The sequence below is a fragment of the Hyphomonas sp. ske169 genome, assembly GCF_056850855.1.
This window is the reverse complement of sequence record NZ_CP096146.1, coordinates 2,768,719-2,791,057: the sequence shown is the minus strand read 5'-3', so window position 1 is coordinate 2,791,057 and position 22,339 is coordinate 2,768,719. Positions and strand designations below refer to the sequence as shown.

Genomic DNA, 22,339 nt, shown 5'->3' with positions numbered 1-22,339 from the left:
GATGAAGCGGATCAGCAGCGGGTTTGATCGGATCGCGATCATCGTCATCCTTATGGCAGGTTTGCTCGTTCTGGCGACGGCTGTGCAGCCTTGGGTCGACCCGCGTTGGCTTTACCTAGACACGCAAACCGTCGGAGAGCTCTCAGGCGACTGCTGCCATATCTATGACGGCGCGATCTCGACTTTGGGCATCATGATCTGGGCCGCTACGGCTGCGATATTGTTATTCACCGCCTGGGTCGGCTACGGTTTGAGACAGAAAGACCTAACCAATACTACCCTTCAAGGTGCTGTGGTTTCAACTCTGCTAGCGCTGGATGACGCTTATTTATTTCACGAAATCGTATTTCCAAAATTGGGCGTTCCGCAAGTCGTGATCATTGCGATCTATACCGGGATAATGGCGGCATATCTCGTCTGGAACTTTCAGTTTTTCAAAACCAAATCGAGTTGGATCCTAGCGGTTAGTCTGGCGGCCTTTGCCGCAAGTGTCGGGATCGATCAAATCGCCCACAGCATCAAGCCCGTTTGGGTCGTCCTCGAAGACGGCGCCAAATTCGTTGGAATCGTGTCCTGGTTTTTGTTCCACTTTTCGCTGTTTTCAGACAGCGTGGTTCGCGCGCAGGTCGTGTCGAAGACTTAGTCTTCGTCCTCAACCATATCAGCCCAGAAGACATCCGCGCTGGTGCGGATGGCTTCAACCAAAATGCAGATTACTGCGAGGGAGAGCACCCACCATGCTGTGCTGGATTGCCCAGCCCAATTCACCAATGTCTCAATCATCACCATGCCTCGGTCTTGCGCCGTCGATCAGGTGAATATGACGGCCACGTCTTAACGAGAGCTGAGTCAAATTCGGCACAGCTGAGGCAATTCGTAATCAAAACCGCCCTATTTCTTTACGCCTGACCGATTTTGCGCAATCACCGGTCGAATGAGTTCAAGAATGCCTTCCCGAAAACCTCCGGCTCGAGTTTGGCAGCGCATGCTGTCCGGACGCCGTTTAGATTTGCTTGACCCTTCCCCAGTCGATGTCGAGATAGAAGACATCGCGCACGGGCTTGCACGGGTCGCGCGCTGGAACGGACAAACCAAAGGCGCCCATGCCTTTTCGGTCGCTCAGCACAGCGTTATTGTCGAAGCCTTATGCGTACAGCTCGAACCGCGGCTGGATCCGAAATCCCGCCTCCTGGCGCTTCTGCATGACGCGCCCGAATATGTCATCGGCGATATGATTTCACCGTTCAAAGCGGTGCTCGGGGATGGCTATAAAGACATCGAGGCGCGCCTTGCCTATGCCATCCATGCCCGGTTTGGCTTGCCCGCAGAAACGCCAGGTAGTTTGAAACGCTTGATCAAAAAGGCTGACAATATCTGCGCCTGGTTCGAAGCCACCCAGCTTGCCGGGTTCTCTGTTGCCGAATCGGATCGCTTTTTCGGGCATCCGCCGCGCGGAATCCAACTCGACCTGCACCCGCAGCCCACCGAAGCGGCGCAAGCTGAGATGATTGGCCGAACCGTCGCGCTGCTCTCAGAAATTGAGGCACCTGCATGAGCCTGCTGATTGGATTGTCAGTAGTGATCGTCGCGTATGATGGTGAGAAACCACGCGTCCTCACAACCCGCCGCGAAGGCGGACTGTTGGCGCTTCCATTCGGTGCATTTGACCCAGGCGAACACAGGACCTTTGAACTGGCTTTGCGCGGCTGGGTGAAAGAACAAACCGGTTTTCAACTTGGTTATGTTGAGCAGCTCTACACATTTGGGGACCGCGACCGCGAAAGCCCAGAAGCCACCTTGCTCGACGCGCCCGCAAATGCCCGCGTGGTCAGTGTCGGTTATCTCGCGCTGACGCCAGAAGCTGAGCGATTGCCAGAAGCGTTCGAAGCGCGTTGGCGCGGTTGGTATCGTCATTTCCCATGGGAAGATCGACGCGCTGGGCGTCCGGCGATAATTGACGACGAAATTGGACCGAGGCTGTCAACTTGGGCAGCCGGCAACCCGGATCGTTTATCTCGCGCCGAAAGCGCCTTTGGCCTGGCGGGCAATGATTGGCCCGACGAAGCCGTCCTCGAGCGCTATGAACTTCTATATGAAGCGGGTCTCGTCTCCGAATGCGCTCGCGATCAAGGCTTGCCATTGCCAGAGGTCCTGCTCGGCGAACCCATGGCATCGGATCACCGTCGTATCCTCGCAACGGCGATGGCCCGCTTGCGTTCGAAAATTCGCTATCGGCCGGTTGTGTTTGAACTGATGCCTGCGCGGTTCACACTCACCGCGTTGCAAAGCACGGTCGAAGCCATTCTCGGCCAGGGCCTGCACAAACAAAACTTCCGCCGCGCTTTAGAACGAACCGGCTTTGTCGAGGGAACCGGCGAGATGGAAAGCAGCACTGGCGGCCGCCCCGCCGAACTGTACCGCTTCAAACGCGAAGCCCTTCGCAAAACCGGCGCGAGGGGGCTAAGCGCGCCCGTGCTTCGAAGTTAAGGGGACCCAACCAATCTGCTGGAGGAGGCAGGATGGCAAGTTGGGACAAAATTATCGCCGTCTACATGATGGCCAATCGAAAGAACGGAACGCTCTATACCGGCGTGACATCAGACCTCTTGAAAAGAAGCTGGCAGCACCGCGAGGCCGTGTTTCCAGGATTCTCGAAGAAATGGGGCTGTAGGAAACTTGTTTGGTTCGAAACGCATGACCTGATTGCTGAAGCCATTCGCCGCGAAAAATCGATTAAAAGCTATCGCAGGAAGAATAAAATCAATTTGATTGAGACGCACAATCCTGACTGGCGTGATCTGTACTTTGAGCTGCTTGAATAACGTCATGTCTCGCGTCTCCCTCGACGAGCGCAGCTCGTCTGAGGGCCCATCATCCGAATTTTAGGTCTCGAGATGGGCGCCCAGATCGCTGACGCGATCGGGCGTGACGCATGAACTTACCTTCTCGCCAAAACCAAAAACACCGGAAACGAAAAGCCTGCGGCTAAGCCGCCCAAATGCGCGGCCCAGGCAATGTTCATAACGCCGACATCGCCGCCCAGAAACGCCAGGACCACATTGATGAGGATCCAAGGCACACTCATTGACCAAGCGCCCTTCCAGCCATTGCGAATGTAGCCGACCGCAGGAAGTAATCCAGAAATCGCCGAAGACGCCCCGATCGCGATGCCGTCTTGCGCTTCGATGGCGTACCAAAGCATTTGCGCAAGCCCACCGCCAATGGCGCAAACCGCGAAGAAGGCCAGGAACAGGCCTGCCGCAAAGGCCGACTTACCAAGCGCTTGCGCGATGATCGGTCCAATCGCGATCAGCATCGCCATGTTCAGCATCAGGTGAAACGACCCGCCATGTAGGAATGTGTGCAAGACATAAGGCGCGAAATCGCCCCAGGGCCGGTACACATTTTCAAAGCTGGGACCGCCTGCAAGCGCGGCCACCGAGAACATCCAGTCTTCAGTGGCGCGGGACGCGTTGAACTGGATCAACGACACCGCGACAATCGCGCAGGTGAGCAACAGTATGACCGTCGGAAATCCTTTGCGGAAAATCGGAGGCTTTTCAGGTAGATCGGTCTGATCATCATAGACTTGCATGCTCTACATATGGCGCCTGGTGCGCGGAGCGCTAGCCCTGCTTTGCCGCCACGTGACGGCTTGACCTTCTTCCAGCTGCGGCCACGATCGCGGTTATGACTTTGACATTTGATGACCTCCGCCCGCCCTGCCCGCATATGGATGACACCCACACAGAATGGCGCCGCTCTGTCCGCGGCTTCGTCGACAAAGAAATCATGCCTTATGTCGAGGAATGGGAAGAGGCCGGCAGGATCCCGCGCGAGCTGTTCAAAAAGGCCAAAGCGGCAGGCATTCTCGGCATTGGCTATCCAACCGAATATGGCGGCGAAGGCACAGAATTTGATCGCTTCCACGGGATCGTGACTTCAGAAGAACTTGCGCGGATTGGTGCCGGCGGGGTGTCCTCTGCGTTAATGATCCATGGTATTGGCCTGCCGCCGATCATGGCGCTCGGCACCGAGGAAATGAAAACCGAAATTGGCCGCAAAGTCCTCTCGGGCGAAAAACAAATCAGCCTGGGGATTACGGAACCGTCCGCTGGATCGGATGTCGCCCAGCTTAAAACCAAAGCGGTCAAAGACGGTAATGGCTGGCGGGTGAATGGGTCGAAGACTTACATTACCGGCGGCATGACCTCGAAATGGCTGACCACCGCGGTCCGCACCGGCGGCGAAGGCATGGGCGGCATCTCGCTCCTGCTCATCGATCTCGAAAGCGATGGGGTCAGCCGAACGGATTTGCCCAAGCAAGGCTGGTGGGCTTCGGACACCGCCACGATCCACTTTGATGATGTCTTCGTTCCGGCGGAAAACCTGATCGGAGAAGAGCATAGAGGCTTTTACGGCATCATGGCGAACTTCAATGGCGAACGGCTCGGCATGGCCGCGCAAGCCGCCGCCTCAGCGCGGGTTTGTGTCGAGGAAGCCGCTGCTTGGGCGCAGGAGCGTAAGACTTTTGGAAAACGCCTCGCGGATCATCAAGTCATTCGCCACAAGATTGCCAGCATGGCGCAGCGCGTCTGGGCAACGACGACCATGCTCGACACTTTTGCTTGGCATGTCCAGAACGGCAACACGCCCGTGGCCGAGCTTGCTATGTTGAAAGTGCAAGCCACCGAAACACTCGAATTCTGCGCTCGTGAAGCGATGCAGATTCTTGGCGGCGCCGGCTTCATTCGCGGCCACCGTGTCGAGCGGATCTATCGCGAAGTTCGGGTCATGGCGATTGGTGGCGGCTCCGAGGAAATTATGCGCGACCTGGCCGCCCGCCAGCTCTCCGTCTAGGCTGATCTTAGGAGGAAGAGCTTATGGACAGTTTTAAAGACAAGGTCGTGGTGATCACAGGTGGCGCGACCGGCATCGGCTTCGGACTCGCCAAGCGGTTCGGCAAAGAAGGCGCGAAGATCGTGATCGGCGAGCCGCGCCAAAGCTACCTCGACACGGCCTTAGCGGAACTTAAGGCGCTCGGCATTGACGCGTCCACCATGGTTATGGACGTGACCGACCCGAAAAGCATAGAATCCTTCGCCGACTTTGCCTGGAACACCTATGGCGGCGCGCATGTCCTAATCAACAATGCCGGGATATCGATTGGTCGCAAAGCGATGGTCGATGTGCCGCTTGAAGACCTTCACCGGCTCATGAACGTCAATTTCTTTGGCGTGTGGCATGGCGCGGCAATCTTCGGCAAACGGATGATAGAGCAAGGCGAACCGGCGGCGATTTACAATCTCGCTTCAGAGAACGCCTTCTTCAACGCGGTGCAAAAGAGTGCGCCTTACATCGCCTCAAAGCACGCCGTCCGCGGGCTGACTGAAGCCATGCGGGATGAGTTTCCCGACTTCATTCAAATCGGCATGATTGTGCCGGGCTTTGTCGCCTCGGACATGACCAAAGGCTCTGAACAATTCGCCATGGATGCAGATACATTCGCGGACAAAGTCGTTGAGCAAATCCGCGCCGGTGAGTTTTACGTCGTTACACACTCTTACAACGTGGTCCGGATCAAACCGATCCATGACGCGATCGAAGCCGCCTATGAGCGCAACGCACCGCGCTATGACGGCGATGACGAATATGACGTGCCGACGCTAATTGCGAAACTCCGGTCGCGTCGGGATGGCACATAAATTGGTTCAAAGCCTTCATTGGCGAAGACTAAAAAGTGCCCCGAACCGCAGCCAGTTCGGGGCAAATGGATTGGCATTGTAAGGAGGCAGTCGGCTAAAATTTATAGCCAAAACCAATGCCAACCACAGTCGGGTTGATGTCGACATCCGCATCGACAGTCGCTCCCAAAGCGGTGGTGAAATCGACGGTCACGTCTGTATTGATCCAGACCTTCTTGATATCGGCATTGAGCAGCCAACCGCCTGGCTCGCCATCGAGGTCATAGTCGACGCCAACTTGCAGCGCGCCGCCAAAGCTTGGATCATAATCGATGCCGTCCGCGACAGATCCTTTGTCCTCATCAAAGAAGAAGGTCGCGTTCACCCCAGCGCCGACATAAGGCTTAAACTGTGTGCCGGTATCGAAATGGTATTGCAGCGTAAGGGTCGGCGGCAGCAGCCAGACATCACCCAGATCGACTGTCGCATTGTCGAGCGCACCCGGCACCGTCACGCCAACCGCGTCAACATCATGCGGGGTCACCGCTAGGATCAGCTCGACCGCAATATTGTCGTTAAAGAAGTAAGTGATGTCGAGCTCAGGCACGTATTGATCGCCAATATCGACACTGCCTGCCAAGGCCGCACTGCCGACCGACAGATCTGCACTTTCATCGGGCAGGACACCAAGAACGCGACCACGAACCATCCAAGGATTGTCATCTGCATAGGCCGCAGCCCCAATCAACGCAGATGTGACCATGAGGGCGGAACAGAATAAAGATTTCATAACAGAGCCTCTTTCTAGGGGTTACCCAGCCTAGGTATGACCTTGATTTACATAGTGAAATGCACTCATTCGCCGCGCGGAAACGTGTCACGCGGCATAGGCGCTCATATCCGTATTCCCCCTAAGTGACTGGGGATGAGAGACTTGCGATGGGTCGAAGATTCCGGCCCATTCTCCTCGGTTCCCTCTTCACTTTTGCGTCCAATCGTCCAACATAGCGCCCATGTCCGATAAGCATGCACACGTCCACGCCAATACGCCTTGCAGTCCGCAAGACGCTGAGGCCTTTCTGGTACAGGCCGAAGCCTTGGTAAGCGGGAAAGGGCAAAAGCTCACACCAATCCGCCGGAAGGTCCTACATCTTTTGCTGGAGAGCGAAGAACCCGCCAAAGCTTATGACCTTCTGGCCAATCTTGATGGCGAAGGCGCTGCGAAGCCGCCGACCGTCTATCGCGCCCTGGATTTCCTGCAAGAAATGGGATTGGCGCATAAGATTGAAAGTCTCAACGCTTATGTCCCTTGCGGGCACGCCAATCACGAGCATTCGGCTGTGTTTCTTATTTGTCAGTCTTGCGGCGGCGCCGAAGAATTGCACGCTATTGAAACCAGCGCGGCCCTGTCAAAGGAAACCCAATCAGCGGGCTTCTCAATTCAAAACGCAGTGATCGAAGCACGCGGCACCTGCCGGAAATGCGCCGCATGATCCCGTTGTGGAAAGGCATCGCGAACACTTGGGACTGTGACGAGATGGGGCACATGAATGTGCGCGTCTATGTCGAAAAAGCCATGGAAGGCTTAGGCAATCTCGCTGGTGCGCTTCAGATGCCGCACGCCTTCCGCGCTAACGCCCCCTCGACCCTACTGCCGACTGAGCACCATATTCGCTACATTCGAGAAGCCCATGCGGGTAAGCCGCTGACCATGACCGGGTGCGTGCTTGAGTGGGATGAGACAAGCGCGCTGATCTATCAGGATATGCGCCATGGTGACGGCAGTCCCGCGGCTGCGTTCCGCACCCGCGTCCAACACGTGGAGTCCAAAACCGGCAAGCCATTTCCATGGAGCACTTGGACGCGGGCGCAATTAGAAGCCCTGATCGACACGCCGCCGGAAGACACAAAACCGCGCGGAATCGATCCTGCCCTCGCGCCCATTCCCAGCAGCATGGCGACCATGGAGCAAGTCACCAAAGCCGGCGCTCCAGAGATCGGCCGCGGCATGGTACTGCCACGCGAATGCGATGCTTTCGGCCGGTTCTGGGCGCCTTGGTTCATGGGCCGAATTTCAGATTCTGTCCCTGTCCTACTGCATGATTGGCGATCCGAAATCGCGGCGTCCAATGGCGATGTTCGGATGGGGGCTGCGGTGCTCGAATACCGCCTCATCTACCGAAAGTGGCCGCGTGCTGGCGATCGCTTCGTCATCCATACCAGTCTCGCTGATGTCGCAGAGAAAACCCATTCGCTGTCGCATTGGGTGTTAAACCCGGACACGGGTGAGGCCTACATTACCAGCCAAGCGGTGGCGGTGACCTTCGACTTGGACAAACGGAAAGTTATTCCAACCCCTCCGGACCAAATCGCTGAGCTTGAGAGAATAGCGCCTCGGGGATTAGTCCTATAAGCGGCGCGCTCCATGTTCGCGAAGCGCTGCCCAATGATGGTGCCGCCGCGATCCAGGTCTTACGCGACTCGATCACCTCACTTTGCGGTCCGGACCACCAAAATAAGCCTGACCTGCTCACCCCTTGGCTCGCCAATAAGACGATTGAGTCTTTTCAGGTTTGGCTTGGGAACCCTGAACGCATCCTCAAACTTGCTTGCCTGGAACACCGGATCGTTGGGGTCGGCATGGCGTCGACGTCTGGAGAGATCCTCTTAAACTATGTCTCGCCGGACGCCCGTCTTTGCGGGGTTTCGTCTAAGCTTTTATCGGCGCTGGAAGACGGCCTCTTCGAAGCGGGCCACACGAAACTGAAGCTCGATAGCACGCAGACGGCTCACCGCTTTTATCGCTCTCGCGGCTGGCGAGATGCTGGTTCACCGTTTCTCGACGGCGGGATGCAAAGCTATCCGATGCACAAAACATTGGCCGCAATGCTTGACCGCTAGTCTTCCCAGGCGCGATCACGCTTTAGATTTGTCGCCATGGTCTGGCGCCCATAGGTCGTTGAGACCCGGTGGACGGTGCAATTCAACATGCCGTCTGCGGCATCTTCTCGTTCCATCTGGTCTTCGCTGCAGGACACGAGCAGCGTTTCCTCAAATGCGGTTTTTCCGAAATACGAATCTGAAACGGCGCCAGCCGTTCCAATCAAGATGAAGCTTGCGAATCCGCAAGCCACCATCGCGGCAATCCGACCCTGCATATTTTCTCTCCCAGGATCAGCGGAGCAGAATATTAACCATTTGTAAAGTCTAGCGGCTTCGCAGCGACCGCTTCATCGGGCCCACATCATCAACTCCTATCCCTTCAATCAGGCTCGAAATGTAGGACGAGAGCTGATCGCGCACATCATAAGGCGCCTCCATTGGGAGGAAGTGTGTTGTGTTCACGCGTTCCTTCAAAATCAGGTGCGGGCACTTCTTGGTCAGCCGCGCTGCGACCTCGTCTGTCAGCACAGAATCGCTATCGGGCCTCAGCACCGTAATCGGGATCTTGTGTTTCTTAACTTTGCCGATCGCGCCCCAAGGGCGATTACGCTGTGCCATGAAGGTTGCCGCTTCCCATTTCGGATCACAGAGCAATTGCCAAACCTGTTTATCGCTGTCGGGATCATTGCCATCTGTTCGATCAAACGCATCAAGAATGTAATCAGCGAGGAACGGATCGCGCCAGGTCGCAAACGCGCCGCGGCCCTTATATTTGTACTGAATATGCTCACGGGAATCGAATTTGTTACGCCTGCGCCTAGCCTGTTTGGCCATATGATGACCGCCGCGCCGGAACCCGAACGGCATTAAATGCATCGCCATATAATATCGCGGCGGTAGGATCACGGGATCGACAAGCACCAGACCCGCAACCTTTTCCGGGCGCGCGCCTGCAATCATCAGTGCCACAGTCGCACCCATCGAATGTCCGCCAAGCACGACGGGATTAATCGGCGATTCGCGATCCAAAAAAGCGATGACATCGTCGCGATAACGCCTCCACGACTGCAACGAACCCGGTTTGGCGGGCAATGTCGAACGGCCATGCCCGCGTAAATCAACCGCTTGTACCTTCGTGCGCAAGCCAAGCGGCGCCAAAATCGATTGATAGGTCATGGCATTAAACCCGGTGGCGTGAAGCCAGAGGGCAGCCAGTTTTTTCGCAGGATCTCCAAACTCCAAAGCCGCTAAATCGCCTTCGGAAGTCTCGAACGTAAAACGACGCATTCTTTGCCTAAACTCTACCCAAATACTCTTCGCAACAGATCCGTGGTTCGAGCCAACGGATTATCGCGAATCTTCTGTTCTTCAACTGCGAGATAATTGAACAGTCCATCAAGGCCAAATTGGACCGCATATGTGGTTAAATCAGATTTGTAATCTGTTGCCGCAATTGCGAGCAGCGGCTGGCTTGATGTGACACTGTCTAGAGCGCGATAGGCACCAGAGGCGTCCAAAGCGGATTCCACATAAGGCGTGAAAGTCTCGCGCAGGCTGGCTTCAGTCCGGCCACGCAAGAAATCGGTCGCTGCGGTATCGCCGCCGCGCAAAATGCCAAGCGCATCTTCAATCGTGATCGATTGGACCGCCTCGATGACAATTTTCTTGCCCGCAGGAACCGCATCCTCTGCAGCCCGGTTCATCCGCAATTGCAGCTCATCGAGTGGCCCAGACAGACCAACACTTGAGAGCTGTTCTTGAACGTCTCCCAGTCGGCCCGGCAGTGGGATCCGGATTTGAGGATCTTTCCAATAGCCATCCTCCACACCGATTTGGGAGGCGACTCGATCGGTTCCAATTTCAAGCGCCTGTCGAAGTCCGGCATCCACTTCAGCAAGTGTCAGCTCGCCACCTGGGCTTTGCGCCCCTTCGATGCCGCCAAGAACGTCGCCTAAGACTTGGCCAAAATCGCCGCCCGATCCGGATTCGCACCCGGCAGGTATTAAGGTTAAGGCCAAAGCCCCGATGATCGTTGCGCGCATCTTCATATCCCTCCACCAATGCTGTCCATGAACCAAGTTTTGGCTGTAAAATCAAATGTCTATCTACTTATCGCCGCGACAGCCTGGTGATACTAGCCTGCTTGATGTAGTTTAGCGAGGGATTTGGAGACGTACACATGCTGAAGAAAACACACGAATGTTTCACAGTGTCAGTTGAGGACAAGGTCGCGCACATTGTGCTGAACCGGCCGCAAGCCATGAACGCAATGAACAAAGCGTTCTGGAATGAGCTGCCTGCAATTGTAAACGAGATTAACACGACCGCCGCGGCCCGCGTGATTGTCATTTCCTCAGAAGGAAAGCACTTCTCTGCTGGGATGGATCTATCGGTGTTCGGCCAGGATGGCGCTGTCATGCATGGCAAAGTGGATCGTCATATTGCGGCTGAAGCGTTTCGGTCAAACATCAAACAGATCCAATCCTCCTTCAATGCGCTTGAAGAGGCTCGGATGCCGGTCCTCATCGCTTGCCAAGGCGGCGTGATTGGCGGCGCGATCGATATGATTTCTGCTGGCGATATTCGCTGGAGCACCAAGGACGCTTTCTTCTGCATCCAGGAAACCAATATCGCGATGACAGCCGATGTCGGCACCTTCCCCCGTTTGCAGCGCTACATCCCTGAGGGCTGGGTCAAGCAAATGGCCTATACGGGCGAACGTCTCGGCGCTGAAAAAGCGAAAGAGATTGGCCTCGTCAATGAAGTGTTCGACACCAAAGAAGAGATGATGGCGCATGTGATGGGCGTCGCGAAGGAAATTGCTTCGAAAGATCCGCTTGCGGTGACCGGGTGCAAAGTCCTGATCAATTATGGCCGCGATCACTCTACTGCCGACACGCTTGATTATATTGGCGTTTGGAATTCCGGCATGATCCCGCCTTCGCATATGCAAGAGGCTTTCGCCGCAAAATCAGAAAAGCGAGAGGCTGAGTTTCCAGATCTTTTACCGCTGCGCACCTCGCCCATGTAGCCTTCGCGCGCTAACTAATTCGAAAGACGACCGTCGCTTTTAGCAAGTGGCGGTCGTTTTGTTTGGCGATCCCGCTGGCAAAGATCAGCGTGCGTGTTTTGCGATCAATGCGGCTTTCGAAAGCGATCTCATCACCAGAAATCGCTTCCGCAGACACATCAAAAGTCACGGAAACAGAATGAAGCTCGCCCGTCTCCAATTGGCTGCCGCAATGATGCTCGATCACCGCTTGCAGCAAAACGCCAACCTGAATTGTGGTCCATGCGCCCGCTGCCGCGGACGCCGTTGACTCCGTTTCAAAGCTGAGCGCGGAGAGAGGAATTGTAAGATCGTTCAAACTCGACATGGCGCTGCTCTAATTCGAGCGCTGCAAAAAGAAAAGGCTCACGGCGCGATAATGCCATGAGCCTATCAAGAGGAAGCTGTTTTAGATCGGAAGCCTAGGCTGCAGCAGCGGTTTCCCGTGCGCCAGTCAGCATATCCGCCACCACGAGGTCACCGAGATGCCCAAAGGCTTCCATACCATAAGTGGTTTGCATGTATTTGCTGATTGAAGGCAGCAAGAGTGAGATTTCTTTGTGCCCGAGACCGGCTTGATGGAGGCTGGTAAACATGCCCTCGCCGACATGACGGCGGCCGCCCGGTGTTTGCTCGATCAAGCGCGCGATCACGGAGGTCGCTGCGCCATGGTCTGCGCCGGTTGTCGCAGACAAAGTCCGCGCACCTGGCATTTTACGGAAAATCGCTTCTGCCAGGGGTGAACCTTGGCGTTCAGCTGTATTGAGAACGATGCCCAATGCGCTGCGGGCTTTCACCTGCGTCATGCCTGTCGCATCAGCGCACGTTTTAATTAGGTTTTTCAGCATTGGGCAGCTCCTTCTCGATTGATCTCTAGGATCAAGCCTAGCTGCCACGCCTTGCCTGAAGGTTACTATTCGGAAGAGATTCATTCACTTTCGAGCGAAAGTGGTTAAGCGCCGTTAGCACCGAGTAAACAAATCAGGCCGATCTGTTTACTTTTGGCCGATTACATCCGGTTTGGCGCGGTAATGCCCAAAATCCCCAGCCCGGCTTCAAGTTGATGCAAGACGGTTTTACAGAGGGCTAAGCGCGAAGATCGCGTTTGAGCATCCACATCATCCTTGAGGATCGGACACGCCGCATAGAAGGCGCTGAACGATTGCGCCAATTGGTAGACATGTTCGCAAATATAATGCGGCATCCGTTTCTCGCGGGCGAGCCGCAGCGCAAGCGCAAATCCATCAAGGGCGAGAACCAGCTTTCGCTCTTCCGGCGCTTCGATCGTGATATCGCCAGATGCAAACCCCTGCTCTGCTGCCCGGCGCAGGATCGCTTTCAGTCGTACCGCGGCATAGAGCAGGTACGGACCGGTCTTGCCTTCAAATGAAGTGAAACGCTCAAGGTCGAACACGTAATTGGTGGTGCGCTGGTTTTGCAAATCGGCAAAGCGCAAGGCTGCGCGCGCCACGAGCGTGCTGATTTCAGCTTTCTCGTCTTCGCCAATATCGCCAGACAGGCCCGCCTCGCCAATCCGTTTCGAGGCTTCCTCGAACGCCATTCCATTCAAATCGGCCAGGCGCAAAGTCCCGCCTTCGCGGGTCTTGAACGGTTTACCATCTGTGCCGTTAACGGTGCCGAAGCCGAGATGCTCAAGCTGATCGCGTCCGATATAGTCGGCTTTGTCAGCGGCCCGGTAGACTTGCTCAAAATGCAAGGCCTGGCGCTGGTCGACCACATAAAGGATCCGGTCAGGACCAATCGTCTCGACCCGGTCTTTGATCGTGGCAAGATCTGTCGCGTGATAGCCCGTCGCGCCGCGCGAATTGACCAGCATAAACGGCGGCATCGGGTTTTTGAGACGCGGTTGGCCATCTTTGCCCACGGTTTCGATATTCTCATCATCGCGCGCAATCTCAATGATCCACGCGCCATCATCCTCAGTCGCCAGACCTCTAGCCTTCAGCTCTTCAACCATGGGCGCGATCAAAGGATCGACATCGCTTTCGCCTTTCCAAAGGTCGAAAGACACATCTAGAAAGCCATAATCAACTTTCAGCGCGGCAACGGACACATCGATGAAATGCTTAAGCAATGCCCGGTAACCGGCCCGGCCCGCTTGCATTTCCGCGACTGCATCTTGCGCACGTTTCGCATAAGCTTCGTCTTCCTTTGAGCGCCCTGACGCCATCGGGTAAAGCCGAGACAAGTCTTCCATCGTGACCGGGGGTTCTGTCGGGAAAGGACCTGTTTGGGCGGCATCAAAATAGATCAGATCTGGCTGTTCATCCATGACGGCGATGATCAGCAGCCCCATTTGCAGGCCCCAATCGCCGAGATGCACATCGCCAGTGACATCGTCACCTAAAAAGCGGAACAGGCGCACTAAAGTGTCACCAATCACAGCGGATCGGATATGCCCGACATGCATCGGCTTTGCGACATTCGGGCCGCCAAAATCAAACACGATTTTTTCGGGATGATCGACCGCTCCGCCGCCGGCCCGTTCGTCCTGGCCAATAAAGGTGGCTTGTTCAGCGAGTGCGGCGGCGCTGACCGTGATATTCAAAAAGCCTGGGCCTGCGACATCAACGCGCTCGACCACATTGGCCTCGGCAATCTTCGGCGCAATCTTCGCGGCCAGCTCGCGCGGGTTCATACCGGCCTGTTTGGCGGCGCCCATGCAGCCATTGCACTGAAAATCAGCAAGTTCGGGACGGTCTGACTGCTTCACCGCGCCCCAGCGCGCTTCTAAGCCCTCAGCCTCAAAAGCCGCGCTGCACGCGCCCGCCAATTGCGTCGCGAGATCTGTCATGTCGTGTAACTCCCGCGACTATTGGCCAGCATTCAGGCGGAAGCGTCGCCCTTGGCGGTTATAGTCAAGCTGTTCTTCGGTCAGATCAAAGCCGATCAAGACTTCGAAGTTTGCGGCCGATACAGATTCGTCGGCTCGGGGAATGATGATCCGCTGCAACAGCTCGGTTTCCGCGGTCACCGGTCCGTCAGAAAAATCAGCCGAGACCGTGAAATGCTCTTTGTGCAGCACTTTGCCGCTGCGCCGTGTGACAGCGACCCAATAGCCGTAATCATGCCGATCGCTGGTGCCAGCAGGTCCTTGACCAAAGGCAAAATCGATCTCGACTTCGGCGCGCACCGGGTCGGTACCGGCATACCTGCAATAGAGCCGCACGCCGACAATCTCGCCGGTATAGGAAACGTTCGGGAAGATCTTCTCTTCGCCGTTAAACTGAACCACGCGCGAAACGTTATAGATGCTTCCAGCAGGCGGGCATGTGCCAGCATTTTGGCGCGTATCGAACGCGTCACCAATGCCAGAGCCTGATTGGCAAGCGCCAATCGCCAGGGCGAGGATGGAAAGGGCGATGATTCGCATATGTGATGCCTTGTCACTCTTGGCCTCGCGGGCGAGGCTATCCATTTACTGCTCAGAGTGTTACCGGGCGAAGAGACGGCGCGCAACGCCCTATCTGCGTCGCAATTGTGAGGACAGTGTAAGGTTATGAAGCCGCTCAGGATTCTGCTGGCTGCCCCGCGCGGCTTTTGCGCCGGTGTAGACCGTGCGATTCAAATTGTCGAAGAAGCGCTGACCAAATGGGGTGCGCCGGTCTATGTGCGCCACGAAATCGTCCACAACCAACATGTCGTCTCTCGTCTTGAGCAATTGGGCGCGGTGTTTGTCGAAGAACTGGACGAGTGCCCCGATGATCGCCCAGTCGTGTTTTCCGCACATGGCGTCCCGAAATCTGTCCCTGCCGCGGCGGCGGCGCGGGACATGGTTTTTGTCGATGCAACCTGTCCCTTGGTGTCGAAAGTTCATGTCGAGGCCTCGCGTCATAGCCAAGCGGGCAAAGAGATTGTGCTGATTGGCCATGAAGGTCACCCCGAAGTCATTGGCACGATGGGGCAGTTGCCAGATGGCGCGATCACGTTGATTGAAACAGTTGAAGATGTCGCCGCTTATCAACCGCAGGACCCTGATAATCTAGCCTTTGTGACCCAAACGACCCTCAGCGTCGACGACACGGCGGAAATCGTCAGTGCGCTGCAAAAACGGTTTCCGTCGATCAGCGTGCCGCACAAAGAAGACATCTGTTACGCCACCACGAATCGCCAAGAAGCGGTCAAAGTGATGGCCGAACGGGCGGACTTGTTTCTCGTGATTGGGGCGGAGACCTCGTCTAATTCCAAACGCTTGGTCGATGTCGCGCTGCGGGCGGGATGCCCTGAAGCCTATTTGGTCGCGAGTGCGGAGAACATTGACTGGTCCTGGTTCGAAAATGTTGAGACCTTGGGCCTGACAGCGGGTGCGAGCGCGCCGGAAGATCTGGTGCAAGGTCTGATCGCCGCCTGCCGCGCGCGCTACGAGATTTCGGTTGAGGAGATCACGACCGCAACTGAAAGCGTAGTGTTCAAACTTCCGCGCGTGCTCGAGCGCACTTAGTCCAGCCCGCGACAGACCGGCAATTGCGACTCTTTCAGGCCAGCGCTATAGCCCAGCGCAACCTCGCAGATTCGCTTTGATCGGACCCCGACTATGATCCCACGCTATGCTCGCCCCGCTATGACCGCCATTTGGGAGCCCACCAGCAAATATGGCATCTGGCTCGAAATCGAGACGCTCGCCGCTGAAGCGATGGAAGAGCTCGGCCAGATCCCGGCAGGCACCAGCGCGGTGGTCCGCGAAAAAGGCGCCTTTGAAGTCGCGCGCATCGATGAGATTGAGGCCGAGGTTAAACATGACGTCATCGCCTTTCTGACCAATGTCGCTGAACATGTCGGTGAGCCGGCACGCTTCCTCCATAAAGGCATGACCAGTTCCGATGTGCTCGATACGTGCCTGAACGTGCAGTTGGTACGGGCCACTGATCTGCTCGCGGAAGGCTTGGATCGCGTCCTCGCTGCTCTGGAAAAGCGCGCCTTTGAGCATAAGCTGACCCCAACTATTGGGCGCAGTCATGGCATCCACGCAGAACCCACCACATTCGGGATCAAGCTCGCAACCTTCCATGCGGAATTCCAGCGTGCCAAGCGCCGCCTTGAGACGGCGCGCGAAGAGGTCGCCACTTGCGCCATCTCGGGCGCGGTCGGCACATTTGCGAATATTGATCCGCGCATCGAAGAATATGTGGCTGAAAAGCTCGATCTGACGCCGGAGCCGGTTTCGACCCAAGTGATCCCGCGTGATCGCCACGCCGCCTATTTCGCGGCTTTGGGCGTTATCGCGTCGTCAATCGAGCGCCTCGCAACCGAAATCCGCCACCTGCAGCGCACCGAACTGTATGAGGCTGAGGAGTTCTTCTCCAAAGGCCAAAAAGGCTCGTCGGCGATGCCGCATAAGCGCAATCCCGTGCTGACAGAAAACCTGACCGGCCTCGCCCGCCTTGTGCGGATGGCCGTGGTCCCGGCGATGGAAAATGTGGCGCTTTGGCATGAGCGGGACATCTCGCACTCCTCTGTCGAGCGCGGCATTGGGCCTGACACGACCATCCATCTCGACTTCGCGCTACACCGTTTGGCTGGCGTGATCGAAAACCTGCTCGTCTATCCAGACAATATGCAGGCGGTGATGGACAAGATGGGCGGCCTGCACAATTCGCAGCGTGTTTTGCTGGCCCTGATCGAAGCCGGAAACAGCCGCGAAGACAGCTATCGCATGGTTCAGCGCAACGCGATGAAGACATGGGCCGGCGAAGGCGCCTTCCTCGACCATCTCAAAGGCGATGCCGATGTGACCGCGAAGCTTTCGGACGAACAGCTCGAGAGCTTGTTTGATGATGGCTACCACTTCAAACGCGTGGATTATATCTTTGAGCGGGTGTTCGGGCGCAGTTGATAACGCGTGTGTGATCTGATCGCTCGCTGAACTGTGCTAACTTAGCTCGGCGTGATTGGAGCTGAAGATGCGATCTTTGTTGACCTGTTTGGCGATGGCCGTTCTTGGCGTGTTTCCCAGCCAAGCTGAGCCGGTGCTCAAAATTATCAACTTCACCGCCGATTGGTGTCCAAACTGCCAAATCCTCAATCCGCGTATTGATGAGGCCATATCTGGCTTCGCACCTGGTACAATTGAGCGCGTTGATCTTGATGTGACCAAGATGCGGGGCGCGGAATCAGTCATCGAACGCGCGGCGGTTCAGACCGATGCCATCGTCCTCGCGGGCGAACACCAAGCCGCTTATCTCTGGGATTGGTATGGCGGGGTCACTGGCATTGCGGTTGCGGTCTCAGCGGATAATGGCGAGCCGATCACTTGCTTTATGCGCCCAATGAAAGCCGATGAAATTCAAGATCGGCTCAAACTGGCGAAAATCCTCGCCGAAAAGGGCGAACCCGGACAGCGCAAACCCGATGGCCCGGACTGCCCAGCGCCGATGCGCGGGTAACACACGGTTAAGCTCTTCGCCTTCACCCTGCCTCAATTTCTCTGCACTAAACCTCGCTGAAGTTGTGCACGAAAGGTGAGCAGGCGTGAGAGCTTCAAACGGCAAACCCGGTTTAAAAAAACCTGCTCGCAGACCCAAAGCGTCTAAGGCGCCCAAGGCACAGGGAGCGACTGTGGGGATCTTTCGCGGACGTCCAATTTTGAAATGGGGCCTGGTCTCGGGCCTGGTTTTGACGCTGGGCGCGCTCTTGGCGGCCTGGCTCTATTGGCAAAGCCTGTATCGCGGCATGCCCAGTCTGCCCGCCACCGCTGAGCTTTGGGATGCTAATCGCGAACCAGCGATCGAATATGTCGATCGCAATGGCAAAACGATTGCCATTCGCGGGCCGCGCTATGGCCGTGCAATCAAGATTGATGAGCTCCCGCCGCACGTCCCGCGCGCCTTTATCGCTGCTGAAGACAAACGATTTTACGAACATGACGGTGCCGACACCCAGGCCATGGCCCGCGCCGCCATGTCGAATGTCATTTCCAGACGCACGGTGTCTGGCGCGTCTACGATCACGCAGCAATTGGTCAAAAACCTGGTTCTGTCACCAGAACAAACGCTCAAGCGAAAAGTCCAAGAAGTTCGCCTCGCCCGGCAGTTGGAAGAGCAGCTATCGAAGAATGAGATTCTCGAGCTTTATCTCAACCGAGTGTATTTCGGCTCGGGCTTTTATGGCCTTGGCGCGGCATCTCGCTTCTATTTCGGCAAAGATCCGCAAGACCTGACCTTGGCTGAGGCGACGCTTCTCGCCACGCTTCCAAAAGCACCGTCTCGCCTCGCTCTCGACAATAACATGGAGGGTGCCAAGCAAAGACAGGCCTATGTTCTGTCCGAGATGATGCAGTCGGGGTTCATCACGCCAGAAAGCGCTCAAATCGCCATGAATGCCGATGTGACGCTGGCGCCTGATCCAGAGCAGAATCCGCAATTTGGCTTTATCTTGGACGCCGCGACCGAGCGGGCGAACGAGATGATCCCGGAAGTCCCAGACGATATGGTCATCACGCTGACGATCGATTCTGAGCTACAGAATAAAGTCTCGGAAGCCCTCGAAGCGCGTATGAATGAGGAGTCTGAGGAGGCAAATGCCGGGCAGACAGCGGCCATAATCATGAACCGCCAAGGCCATGTCCTGGCGCTCTATGGCGGCCGGGACTACACCGAAAACCAGTATAACCGTGCAATGCAGGCACGGCGGCAACCAGGCTCGGCGTTTAAGCCATTTGTATTCGCTGCGGCGCTAGAGGCTGGCATCGGCCCTTATGATGTGCGGATCGATCAGCCAGTGACAATCGATGATTGGTCGCCAAAGAACTTCTCTCGCGCCTTTATGGGACCGGTGACAATCTCTGAAGCGCTGCGCGACAGTCTCAACACGATCGCCGCCACCCTCGCGCAAGAGACCAGCGTTGAGTCGGTCATCTCGACTGCCCGCAAATTCGGCATCAGCGAGGACTTTCAACCCTTCCCATCGATTGCCTTAGGCAGTCAGGAAGTCACGCTGTGGGATCTAACCCGTGCCTATGGGCCGTTCATGACGGGTGGTCGGCGCGTTGATCCCTATCTGATCGAAAAAATTGAAACGACCCGCGGCGATGTCATCTATCAACGTGCAGAATATGAACCGGCGCGCGTTTATGAGAGAGAGCTTGCCGAGACAATGACCGCGATGATGGCGGAAGTGATCCGCACCGGTACCGGCAAAGCCGCCGCAGTCAATGGTTGGCCCATCGCTGGAAAGACCGGCACCAGCCAATCCTCACGCGATGCGTGGTTCGTTGGCGATAGTTCCGAACTGCTCGGTGGCATCTGGACCGGCAATGATGATGATACGCCGATGAATAAAGTCACCGGCGGCGGTCTGCCCGCACGGCTTTGGTCTGACATGATGAAAATCGCCCATGATGGCCGCTCTCCTAGCCTCTTGCGGGGCGCCGATAAGCTGATCCAACTCACACCAGAACAACAAGCGCGGGTCGGATACTATCGCGATCTCGGCATGGCCTTTGCCGGGTTGGCGGAGTCTGGGAATTAAAGGCTCACAAGAGTTTGATAGCCATCGGCTCTATTAGGCTGGTGATCTTGAAATCAGCGCTTTAAACGGGCGCATGCCCAGCGCGTTTCGCATTTTTATTCTGACGTCGCTTGCGATGGTCGCGTTCGCCGCAAACTCGGTCCTTGGGCGGTTGGGCCTGGTTGAAACAGAGATCGGCGCGGGCAGTTTTGCTTTGATTAGATTAGTGAGTGGGGCGGCAGTATTGGCCGCGATCTGCCTCATCCAATCGAAACGGATTTCAGGCTCGATCCGCGGCGGTGTCTCATTGCTAATTTATGCCGGTTTTTTCTCCTACGCCTATCTCGCACTGCCCGCGGGCATGGGCGCGATCATTCTGTTCGCGATGGTTCAAATCACTATGCTTGGCTGGGGTTTGATGCGCGGTGAGAAACTATCAGGCTTGCAATGGCTGGGATTCTTAACCGCTGTGGCCGCGCTGCTTTGGTTGGTTTCGCCCAGCTTAGAAGCGCCTCCGCTTTGGGCGGCAGCGATGATGGCGCTAGCCGGGATCGGTTGGGGCGCGTACTCGCTGATCGGGCGTAGCGCTCGAGATGCAACGGCCGCCACCACTGGCAATTTTGTTATTGCCAGCCTGCTCGCGCTTCCTCTTCTCGCGGTTGTTCTATTCGTGGCGCCCGAACCGGCCCTACCCCTTAATGGTATTGTGATCGCCGTGCTTTCAGGCGCAGTCACCTCTGGGCTCGGTTATGTGATTTGGTACCAGGCTCTGACAAGCCTCACCGCAACCCGCGCCGGTATCGCGCAGCTCAGCGTGCCAGCGATCGCTGCGATTGGCGGGGTCCTGTTTTTGTCTGAGCCGATCACCTTCCGATTTGCGTTAGCGACGACCGCAATCTTGGGCGGTGTCGCGCTTGCCGTCTTGACCGCAGCGCCGCGCTCCACCAAAGCGGGGGAATGACAGATCCCGCACCCTCTCCAGACAAACCGGGAAAGAACGCGTTCTTCTTCGTCGTCATCGCGGTTATCCTCAACATGATCTCATTCGGCATCATCATGCCGGTGATGCCCGCTTTGCTCGAAGACATTACCGGCCTCGCGGCAGCGCAATCAGTCTCATATGGCGGCTGGCTCGCTATGACCTTTGCGGTGGCAAATTTCTTCGCGATGCCGATCCTAGGCGGTCTATCAGATCGATATGGGCGGCGACCGGTCTTGCTCGCATCGATCGCAATGCTGGCGGTGGACCTGCTGATCATGGGCCTCGCTCCGACCCTGGCAGTATTATTTATCGGCCGGTTCTTAGGCGGAATGTTCTCCGCCACCTATTCGGTTGCAAATGCCTATATTGCCGACGTTACCGAACCAGAAGATCGCGGACGTGCGTTTGGCATGATGGGAGCGGCGTTTGGGATCGGGTTCATTCTCGGCCCAGTCTTTGGCGGCTTCTTAGGCGAGATCAATCCGCGCCTTCCTTTCTTCGTGGCTGCGGGCATTGCCAGTATCAACTTCCTTTATGGCTTTTTCATTCTGCCCGAGAGCCTGAAAGCAGAAGATCGCCGCGACTTCAGTATTGCCCGCGCGAACCCGTTCGGCGCGATGGTCCACTTCTCAAAGGTCCCGCGTGTGGCCTGGTTCATTGTCGCGATTGGCCTGTTCCAGATTGCGCACGCGGTTTATCCGTCGACTTGGAACTTTCATGGCGAAATCCGTTATGACTGGTCGGAGTTTGAGATTGGCCTGTCGCTGGCCGCGGTCGGGATTGGCTCTGCGGTTAGCCAAGCCCTGCTCACGGGCTATTTGATCAAGCGGTTTGGCCCCATGCGCGCGGGTCTTTTCGGCCTGATCGCCAATATGGGAGCGCTGTTTCTGTTCTTCTTGGCCGAAGCGCCGTGGATGGCGTACGCTGTGATCTTTGTGTCCGCGATTGGCGGCGTCGCGATGCCCGCGATCAATACGATCACCTCGACCCTGACACCGCGAAACGCGCAGGGTGAGCTGCAAGGCGCGCAAGCCAGTATGATGGCGTTCACGCTGATTTTCAGCCCAGTTTTAATGACCCAAACACTGCAATATTTCGCAACGCTACCAGAGGCGCATGCGCTTCACACCGGCGGGGCGGCGTTCCTATTGGCGGCCATCATTACCGGTTTGGCCATCATCCCCTTCCTGATCGGCGCTGGGATCAATCGGCGGGCGATTGCCGAGGCCGCGCAAGACCCCGCGCCTGCCGAATAAAAAAGGGCGGCCCCAATCT

Annotated in this window: 26 protein-coding genes; 16 read left to right on the top strand and 10 right to left on the bottom strand. The window is 56.5% G+C overall.

Features of this window, described 5'->3' with window-relative positions; genetic code table 11:
- The first annotated feature begins 1 nt into the window (after position 1).
- A complete protein-coding gene (locus tag MY069_RS13625; RefSeq protein WP_482794332.1) occupies positions 2 to 643 on the top strand; it encodes a hypothetical protein in 642 nt (213 codons plus the stop codon).
- On the opposite strand, the gene MY069_RS13620 is transcribed toward MY069_RS13625, so the two are convergent.
- Positions 640 to 789, bottom strand: coding sequence for a hypothetical protein (locus tag MY069_RS13620; protein WP_482794331.1), 150 nt, complete (start codon positions 787 to 789; stop codon positions 640 to 642). The genes MY069_RS13625 and MY069_RS13620 overlap by 4 nt on opposite strands.
- 157 nt (positions 790 to 946) lie before the next feature.
- On the opposite strand from MY069_RS13620, the gene MY069_RS13615 reads away from it, so the two are divergent.
- The 3 genes from MY069_RS13615 to MY069_RS13605 are packed head-to-tail and all read left to right on the top strand — an operon-like array spanning position 947 to position 2,822.
- On the top strand, positions 947 to 1,555 hold the full coding sequence (locus MY069_RS13615) for a YfbR-like 5'-deoxynucleotidase (RefSeq protein ID WP_482794330.1): 609 nt from the start codon (positions 947 to 949) through the stop codon (positions 1,553 to 1,555).
- A complete protein-coding gene (locus MY069_RS13610; RefSeq protein ID WP_482794329.1) occupies positions 1,552 to 2,487 on the top strand; it encodes an NUDIX hydrolase in 936 nt (311 codons plus the stop codon). The genes MY069_RS13615 and MY069_RS13610 overlap by 4 nt, the downstream gene beginning before the upstream one ends.
- A 32-nt stretch (positions 2,488 to 2,519) precedes the next feature.
- Positions 2,520 to 2,822, top strand: coding sequence for a GIY-YIG nuclease family protein (locus MY069_RS13605; protein WP_482794328.1), 303 nt, complete (start codon positions 2,520 to 2,522; stop codon positions 2,820 to 2,822).
- Positions 2,823 to 2,938: 116 nt separating this feature from the next.
- On the opposite strand, the gene MY069_RS13600 is transcribed toward MY069_RS13605, so the two are convergent.
- Positions 2,939 to 3,595, bottom strand: coding sequence for a rhomboid family intramembrane serine protease (locus MY069_RS13600; RefSeq protein WP_482794327.1), 657 nt, complete (start codon positions 3,593 to 3,595; stop codon positions 2,939 to 2,941).
- Between the two features lie 95 nt (positions 3,596 to 3,690).
- Between MY069_RS13600 and MY069_RS13595 the strand changes: the two genes are divergently transcribed.
- Together MY069_RS13595 and MY069_RS13590 are read left to right on the top strand one after the other, a co-directional pair.
- Positions 3,691 to 4,860, top strand: a complete 1,170-nt coding sequence (locus tag MY069_RS13595) for an acyl-CoA dehydrogenase family protein (RefSeq protein WP_482794326.1) — start codon at positions 3,691 to 3,693, stop codon at positions 4,858 to 4,860.
- Positions 4,861 to 4,883: 23 nt separating this feature from the next.
- The gene (locus tag MY069_RS13590) at positions 4,884 to 5,705 is read left to right on the top strand and encodes an SDR family NAD(P)-dependent oxidoreductase (protein ID WP_482794325.1); all 822 of its coding nucleotides are present in this window, start codon (positions 4,884 to 4,886) and stop codon (positions 5,703 to 5,705) included.
- Positions 5,706 to 5,799: 94 nt separating this feature from the next.
- Here MY069_RS13590 and MY069_RS13585 read toward each other — a convergent pair whose 3' ends face one another.
- Positions 5,800 to 6,474 carry an OmpW/AlkL family protein gene (locus MY069_RS13585; RefSeq protein WP_482794324.1) on the bottom strand — a complete coding sequence of 225 codons (675 nt, stop codon included), beginning with the start codon at positions 6,472 to 6,474 and terminating at the stop codon, positions 5,800 to 5,802.
- 223 nt (positions 6,475 to 6,697) lie between these two features.
- On the opposite strand from MY069_RS13585, the gene MY069_RS13580 reads away from it, so the two are divergent.
- From MY069_RS13580 to MY069_RS13570, 3 genes are read left to right on the top strand one after another with little or no spacing between them, the layout of a single operon-like run.
- The gene (locus MY069_RS13580) at positions 6,698 to 7,177 is read left to right on the top strand and encodes a transcriptional repressor (protein ID WP_482794323.1); all 480 of its coding nucleotides are present in this window, start codon (positions 6,698 to 6,700) and stop codon (positions 7,175 to 7,177) included.
- Positions 7,174 to 8,097, top strand: coding sequence for a thioesterase family protein (locus MY069_RS13575; protein WP_482794322.1), 924 nt, complete (start codon positions 7,174 to 7,176; stop codon positions 8,095 to 8,097). The genes MY069_RS13580 and MY069_RS13575 overlap by 4 nt, the downstream gene beginning before the upstream one ends.
- Entirely contained in the window at positions 8,085 to 8,585 is a 501-nt protein-coding gene (locus MY069_RS13570; RefSeq protein ID WP_482796710.1) for a GNAT family N-acetyltransferase, read from the top strand. Before MY069_RS13575 ends, MY069_RS13570 begins: the two co-directional genes overlap by 13 nt.
- Here MY069_RS13570 and MY069_RS13565 read toward each other — a convergent pair.
- Genes MY069_RS13565 through MY069_RS13555 form a run of 3 tightly spaced genes read right to left on the bottom strand, consistent with a single transcriptional unit; the run spans position 8,582 to position 10,609 of the window.
- Positions 8,582 to 8,842 (bottom strand): hypothetical protein, encoded by a 261-nt coding sequence (locus MY069_RS13565; protein WP_482794321.1) that lies wholly within the window; start codon positions 8,840 to 8,842, stop codon positions 8,582 to 8,584. The two genes, MY069_RS13570 and MY069_RS13565, sit on opposite strands and share 4 nt — an antisense overlap.
- 49 nt (positions 8,843 to 8,891) lie before the next feature.
- Positions 8,892 to 9,854 (bottom strand): alpha/beta hydrolase, encoded by a 963-nt coding sequence (locus MY069_RS13560; RefSeq protein WP_482794320.1) that lies wholly within the window; start codon positions 9,852 to 9,854, stop codon positions 8,892 to 8,894.
- Positions 9,855 to 9,868: 14 nt separating this feature from the next.
- The gene (locus MY069_RS13555) at positions 9,869 to 10,609 is read right to left on the bottom strand and encodes a DUF4197 domain-containing protein (RefSeq protein ID WP_482794319.1); all 741 of its coding nucleotides are present in this window, start codon (positions 10,607 to 10,609) and stop codon (positions 9,869 to 9,871) included.
- Positions 10,610 to 10,746: 137 nt separating this feature from the next.
- Here MY069_RS13555 and MY069_RS13550 point away from each other — a divergent pair, with 137 nt between their 5' ends.
- Entirely contained in the window at positions 10,747 to 11,598 is an 852-nt protein-coding gene (locus tag MY069_RS13550; protein ID WP_482794318.1) for an enoyl-CoA hydratase-related protein, read from the top strand.
- Between the two features lie 10 nt (positions 11,599 to 11,608).
- Here the strand turns inward: MY069_RS13550 and MY069_RS13545 are convergent, their stop codons facing one another.
- From MY069_RS13545 to MY069_RS13530, 4 genes are all read right to left on the bottom strand, one after another.
- Positions 11,609 to 11,944: a hypothetical protein gene (locus MY069_RS13545; RefSeq protein ID WP_482794317.1), complete on the bottom strand. Its 336-nt coding sequence runs from the start codon at positions 11,942 to 11,944 to the stop codon at positions 11,609 to 11,611.
- Between the two features lie 94 nt (positions 11,945 to 12,038).
- On the bottom strand, positions 12,039 to 12,464 hold the full coding sequence (locus MY069_RS13540; RefSeq protein ID WP_482794316.1) for a hypothetical protein: 426 nt from the start codon (positions 12,462 to 12,464) through the stop codon (positions 12,039 to 12,041).
- Positions 12,465 to 12,625: 161 nt separating this feature from the next.
- A complete protein-coding gene (gene argS, locus MY069_RS13535; protein ID WP_482794315.1) occupies positions 12,626 to 14,431 on the bottom strand; it encodes an arginine--tRNA ligase in 1,806 nt (601 codons plus the stop codon).
- An 18-nt stretch (positions 14,432 to 14,449) separates the two neighbouring features.
- Positions 14,450 to 15,055 carry a hypothetical protein gene (locus MY069_RS13530; protein ID WP_482794314.1) on the bottom strand — a complete coding sequence of 202 codons (606 nt, stop codon included), beginning with the start codon at positions 15,053 to 15,055 and terminating at the stop codon, positions 14,450 to 14,452.
- Positions 15,056 to 15,136: 81 nt separating this feature from the next.
- Here MY069_RS13530 and ispH point away from each other — a divergent pair, with 81 nt between their 5' ends.
- From ispH to MY069_RS13500, 6 genes are all read left to right on the top strand, one after another.
- Positions 15,137 to 16,078 (top strand): 4-hydroxy-3-methylbut-2-enyl diphosphate reductase, encoded by a 942-nt coding sequence (gene ispH / locus MY069_RS13525; protein ID WP_482794313.1) that lies wholly within the window; start codon positions 15,137 to 15,139, stop codon positions 16,076 to 16,078.
- 93 nt (positions 16,079 to 16,171) lie between these two features.
- Positions 16,172 to 17,470: an adenylosuccinate lyase gene (gene purB, locus MY069_RS13520; protein WP_482794312.1), complete on the top strand. Its 1,299-nt coding sequence runs from the start codon at positions 16,172 to 16,174 to the stop codon at positions 17,468 to 17,470.
- Between the two features lie 67 nt (positions 17,471 to 17,537).
- Positions 17,538 to 18,020, top strand: coding sequence for a thioredoxin domain-containing protein (locus MY069_RS13515; RefSeq protein WP_482794311.1), 483 nt, complete (start codon positions 17,538 to 17,540; stop codon positions 18,018 to 18,020).
- Positions 18,021 to 18,192: 172 nt separating this feature from the next.
- The gene (locus tag MY069_RS13510; RefSeq protein WP_482794310.1) at positions 18,193 to 20,103 is read left to right on the top strand and encodes a transglycosylase domain-containing protein; all 1,911 of its coding nucleotides are present in this window, start codon (positions 18,193 to 18,195) and stop codon (positions 20,101 to 20,103) included.
- Between the two features lie 73 nt (positions 20,104 to 20,176).
- The gene (locus tag MY069_RS13505) at positions 20,177 to 21,043 is read left to right on the top strand and encodes a DMT family transporter (RefSeq protein WP_482794309.1); all 867 of its coding nucleotides are present in this window, start codon (positions 20,177 to 20,179) and stop codon (positions 21,041 to 21,043) included.
- The gene (locus tag MY069_RS13500; protein ID WP_482794308.1) at positions 21,040 to 22,320 is read left to right on the top strand and encodes a TCR/Tet family MFS transporter; all 1,281 of its coding nucleotides are present in this window, start codon (positions 21,040 to 21,042) and stop codon (positions 22,318 to 22,320) included. The genes MY069_RS13505 and MY069_RS13500 overlap by 4 nt, the downstream gene beginning before the upstream one ends.
- The last annotated feature ends 19 nt before the right edge of the window (positions 22,321 to 22,339 follow it).

What these genes read in the sequence shown, in the direction of transcription:
- MY069_RS13625 (WP_482794332.1), top strand. Translation starts at nt 2, where the DNA reads ATGAAGCGGATCAGCAGCGGGTTTGATCGGATCGCGATCATCGTCATC.
- MY069_RS13620 (WP_482794331.1), bottom strand. Translation starts at nt 789, where the DNA reads ATGGTGATGATTGAGACATTGGTGAATTGGGCTGGGCAATCCAGCACA.
- MY069_RS13615 (WP_482794330.1), top strand. Translation starts at nt 947, where the DNA reads ATGCCTTCCCGAAAACCTCCGGCTCGAGTTTGGCAGCGCATGCTGTCC.
- MY069_RS13610 (WP_482794329.1), top strand. Translation starts at nt 1,552, where the DNA reads ATGAGCCTGCTGATTGGATTGTCAGTAGTGATCGTCGCGTATGATGGT.
- MY069_RS13605 (WP_482794328.1), top strand. Translation starts at nt 2,520, where the DNA reads ATGGCAAGTTGGGACAAAATTATCGCCGTCTACATGATGGCCAATCGA.
- MY069_RS13600 (WP_482794327.1), bottom strand. Translation starts at nt 3,595, where the DNA reads ATGCAAGTCTATGATGATCAGACCGATCTACCTGAAAAGCCTCCGATT.
- MY069_RS13595 (WP_482794326.1), top strand. Translation starts at nt 3,691, where the DNA reads ATGACTTTGACATTTGATGACCTCCGCCCGCCCTGCCCGCATATGGAT.
- MY069_RS13590 (WP_482794325.1), top strand. Translation starts at nt 4,884, where the DNA reads ATGGACAGTTTTAAAGACAAGGTCGTGGTGATCACAGGTGGCGCGACC.
- MY069_RS13585 (WP_482794324.1), bottom strand. Translation starts at nt 6,474, where the DNA reads ATGAAATCTTTATTCTGTTCCGCCCTCATGGTCACATCTGCGTTGATT.
- MY069_RS13580 (WP_482794323.1), top strand. Translation starts at nt 6,698, where the DNA reads ATGTCCGATAAGCATGCACACGTCCACGCCAATACGCCTTGCAGTCCG.
- MY069_RS13575 (WP_482794322.1), top strand. Translation starts at nt 7,174, where the DNA reads ATGATCCCGTTGTGGAAAGGCATCGCGAACACTTGGGACTGTGACGAG.
- MY069_RS13565 (WP_482794321.1), bottom strand. Translation starts at nt 8,842, where the DNA reads ATGCAGGGTCGGATTGCCGCGATGGTGGCTTGCGGATTCGCAAGCTTC.
- MY069_RS13560 (WP_482794320.1), bottom strand. Translation starts at nt 9,854, where the DNA reads ATGCGTCGTTTTACGTTCGAGACTTCCGAAGGCGATTTAGCGGCTTTG.
- MY069_RS13555 (WP_482794319.1), bottom strand. Translation starts at nt 10,609, where the DNA reads ATGCGCGCAACGATCATCGGGGCTTTGGCCTTAACCTTAATACCTGCC.
- MY069_RS13550 (WP_482794318.1), top strand. Translation starts at nt 10,747, where the DNA reads ATGCTGAAGAAAACACACGAATGTTTCACAGTGTCAGTTGAGGACAAG.
- MY069_RS13545 (WP_482794317.1), bottom strand. Translation starts at nt 11,944, where the DNA reads ATGTCGAGTTTGAACGATCTTACAATTCCTCTCTCCGCGCTCAGCTTT.
- MY069_RS13540 (WP_482794316.1), bottom strand. Translation starts at nt 12,464, where the DNA reads ATGCTGAAAAACCTAATTAAAACGTGCGCTGATGCGACAGGCATGACG.
- argS (WP_482794315.1), bottom strand. Translation starts at nt 14,431, where the DNA reads ATGACAGATCTCGCGACGCAATTGGCGGGCGCGTGCAGCGCGGCTTTT.
- MY069_RS13530 (WP_482794314.1), bottom strand. Translation starts at nt 15,055, where the DNA reads ATGGATAGCCTCGCCCGCGAGGCCAAGAGTGACAAGGCATCACATATG.
- ispH (WP_482794313.1), top strand. Translation starts at nt 15,137, where the DNA reads ATGAAGCCGCTCAGGATTCTGCTGGCTGCCCCGCGCGGCTTTTGCGCC.
- purB (WP_482794312.1), top strand. Translation starts at nt 16,172, where the DNA reads ATGATCCCACGCTATGCTCGCCCCGCTATGACCGCCATTTGGGAGCCC.
- MY069_RS13515 (WP_482794311.1), top strand. Translation starts at nt 17,538, where the DNA reads ATGCGATCTTTGTTGACCTGTTTGGCGATGGCCGTTCTTGGCGTGTTT.
- MY069_RS13505 (WP_482794309.1), top strand. Translation starts at nt 20,177, where the DNA reads ATGCCCAGCGCGTTTCGCATTTTTATTCTGACGTCGCTTGCGATGGTC.
- MY069_RS13500 (WP_482794308.1), top strand. Translation starts at nt 21,040, where the DNA reads ATGACAGATCCCGCACCCTCTCCAGACAAACCGGGAAAGAACGCGTTC.